The sequence below is a fragment of the Persicitalea sp. genome (genome assembly GCF_041751555.1).
Lineage (GTDB): Bacteria > Bacteroidota > Bacteroidia > Cytophagales > Spirosomataceae > Persicitalea.
The window spans coordinates 1-2,781 of sequence record NZ_JBGSXF010000452.1; the positions used below are offsets into that span (position 1 = coordinate 1).

Consider the following 2,781-nt stretch of genomic DNA (forward strand, 5'->3'; position numbering starts at 1 on the left):
AAATGGTGAATGGAGTGGACGGGCATCAGGTAGTGCATCCAGGCCGAGGTGCGGTAATAGCAGTTCCAGGCGTGGTGCAGTTGTACTACTTCTACCTTGCCTGTTTTGCTGATTTCCCTCCTCAATCCGTAGTGTTGAATGTAGGTCACGGATTCATAAATCAAAGTGACCAGTACGAACTGCGCCAGTACGCAGATTAAGGCCTGCCAACTGACGAAAGTCGTACCGATTAGGTAGAACAGACAAGCAACAAGCCGAATTTTACAGCTCAAAATTATTTCACTTTCCCGCCGAGGAGGGAAAGTATTTCCTGTGAAAAAAATCATGCGGAATCGCGCCCCGATTGAGCGGCGCAAATAAGCGTAAATCCCCTCTCCTACCCTGGCCGTAGCCGGATCATCGGAGGTACCTACGTGGCGATGGTGGATATAAATATGGTCGGCTTCGAGATAGAAAAAGCCGTTTTGAAGAAGTAAAATAGTTGACAGCCAGCGATCTAGTTTCCGGGACGAATGCATTAGGTCATGCGCCAGCGAGACGGCGAAGTTGCTGTTGAAAATGACGACGGAATAAATGAAAACGGCCAGCGCCCAGATTACCAACGCATGATGGGCCAGAAAAAACAAAACCCAAGCATTGAATCCGACAAAGAACACCCCAGAAGCCGTTTTCAGATTGACCATAGGCGGGCTGTGGTGAAAAAAGTCGTATTCTGATACGACTCCCGCCACACTGAATTTCCCGATTTTTTTACGCAAAGAAGCGATGATCAGCACAAATCCCATTCCCGCCCACACGAAAGACGTAGCGGCGGTTGTCATGAATACCACCGTAATTGCTACTGGAATTAGATACGGAATTGCACGCATAGTCAGAGACTATTTTTGTAGTGCAATTTCTAAAAAAAACGGATGAAAGCTATTTCTTCATAAATCCATCGGTGAAATGCTCCTCCCGCTTGGGCTGCGAGAATTTCTCCGTGTTATACTTTTCTGATTCACCCCGCGTAATGGACAAGGATTCCCAAGAACCGCCGCGCAGCATTTTACCGACAAATACAATCTGCCCCACATGGCTGGCGTAATGCGCCGTCTGCCGATTGATGGCTTCTGTGACGGTGTGGCCCTGATTACGAATGTAGATCGTTCTTTCCAAATCTGTCTCCGTGAGTGGACACAAAGCCGCGAACAGACACGCCCAACCCGCCTCCCATTGGGCGAGCATATTATCGCGGTTGAGGGTGTCACTGTTGAATTCCCCTTCGCGGTCGCGCCAATCTTTTTCACCGTCGGTCGTCAAAAAGTTAGTCCAGCGGGAGAGCATATTGCCCCACAAGTGCTTGACGATGTTAGCGATGCTGTTGCTTTCGTCGTTGGCTTTCCAGAAAAGTTGCTCGTCCGAAAGTTGGGCGAACGTTTTATCGCTTAGCATTTTGTAGTACTCGAATTGCTTGATACTGCTGCTCAGGTAGGTACTCATATTTTATTTTTTCGACAGCAAGCGCCTGATCGTCGCGAAATGAGAGAAGAATACGATGGGTACTACCACACTGGGTAGCCACACGTAAGGAAAACTGATGATGGCAATATTGGGCTGATCAAGGCCAAATTTCTGAAAAGGCGAAGGCGTGGACAGAATTGCAATCACTACGATGTTTAACAGGAGCCCCACGCAAATCAAGTTCCAAAGCAACAAAGATGATGTGGGCAGCACTTTGTTTTTAAAACCGTAGTAATAGACCAACGGAGCGGTCAAGCCTGCGAGGATGTCTAGATTCCGCCCCTCGAATGTCATGATTTCGGGAATGGCTGATGCCAGAAACAAGAAGTATAGTATGAGCTCCACGACAATTCTGACAGTATGCAGAATCGTCAGTTTTGCAGTATCCAGGCTGTCTATGAATGCTCGGCCCCGAGAGGTCAGGAAAAGAGCGGCTATGAACAATGCGGGCGGCAAGGCCGTCAATACGAACCGGGGAGGAATAGTCTGGACTTGGTAGAAGCCAGAGAGGGCCAGAAAAGCCTGAATCGCCATCCAGATACCTACTCCAATCAACAGCCACTTTGATTTGGGCGACGCTAAATAAAGCAGCCCCACCGTAACAAACGTAATGAGGATAAAAAATGCGTCTATTGTCCCGGATACGTTTTCCATGGCATCAAGTTAAGATTTTTTCCTCAGTGCCTGAGAGATGAATACGACGACAGGGATAAAAGTCAGGGCCAGAATAGCGGGCAAAAACCAACCACGCCGCCCATTCGATCATCCGATCCGTAGAGGTGAGCGTGATTTCGGGTTTAGATAAATGGCTGCCGTCAAAAAAACTGTTCATACGAATAATCTGTCCATACAAAAAAAATCCTATCTTTGCACCTCATTTCTAAAAATATGACACTCTGATTATTGCCTTATTTTCTTTCCCTAGGTACAAATACCCTAGATGCCTTTAAATTTCGAGAATAATCAATCACGAAATAATTCAATTTCGTAGCCAAATTCTTTTGCGAAATATTTAATGAAAAAATACTTTAATCTTTTCGATCTTAAACAAAAGGTCGATTATAAAACTGAAATACTCTCTGGCCTGACGGTCGCATTGGCGCTCGTTCCTGAAGCAGTAGCCTTCGCCTTTATCGCCGGACTCTCCCCACTGACGGGATTGTACGCGGCTTTCATGATGGGTTTGGTTACGTCCATTTTTGGTGGTCGTCCCGGAATGATTTCGGGCGCGACGGGCGCAGTGGCGGTAATCATCGTGGCTTTAGCAAAATCGTACGGCGT

4 protein-coding genes are annotated in these 2,781 nt (G+C 47.1%); 1 reads left to right on the forward strand and 3 read right to left on the reverse strand.

Features of this window, described 5'->3' with window-relative positions:
• The 3 genes from ACEW8P_RS15880 to ACEW8P_RS15890 all read right to left on the reverse strand — a co-directional run.
• A partial coding sequence (locus ACEW8P_RS15880) for a fatty acid desaturase (RefSeq protein WP_373514061.1) occupies positions 1-869 on the reverse strand: 869 nt, incomplete at its 3' end.
• 49 nt (positions 870-918) lie between these two features.
• The gene (locus tag ACEW8P_RS15885; RefSeq protein ID WP_373514062.1) at positions 919-1,479 is read right to left on the reverse strand and encodes a DUF1572 family protein; all 561 of its coding nucleotides are present in this window, start codon (positions 1,477-1,479) and stop codon (positions 919-921) included.
• 3 nt (positions 1,480-1,482) lie between these two features.
• Positions 1,483-2,154, reverse strand: coding sequence for a hypothetical protein (locus ACEW8P_RS15890; RefSeq protein WP_373514063.1), 672 nt, complete (start codon positions 2,152-2,154; stop codon positions 1,483-1,485).
• Positions 2,155-2,515: 361 nt separating this feature from the next.
• Between ACEW8P_RS15890 and ACEW8P_RS15895 the strand changes: the two genes are divergently transcribed.
• Positions 2,516-2,781, forward strand: a 266-nt coding sequence (locus tag ACEW8P_RS15895) for a SulP family inorganic anion transporter (protein WP_373514064.1), incomplete at its 3' end; no start/stop codon positions are given.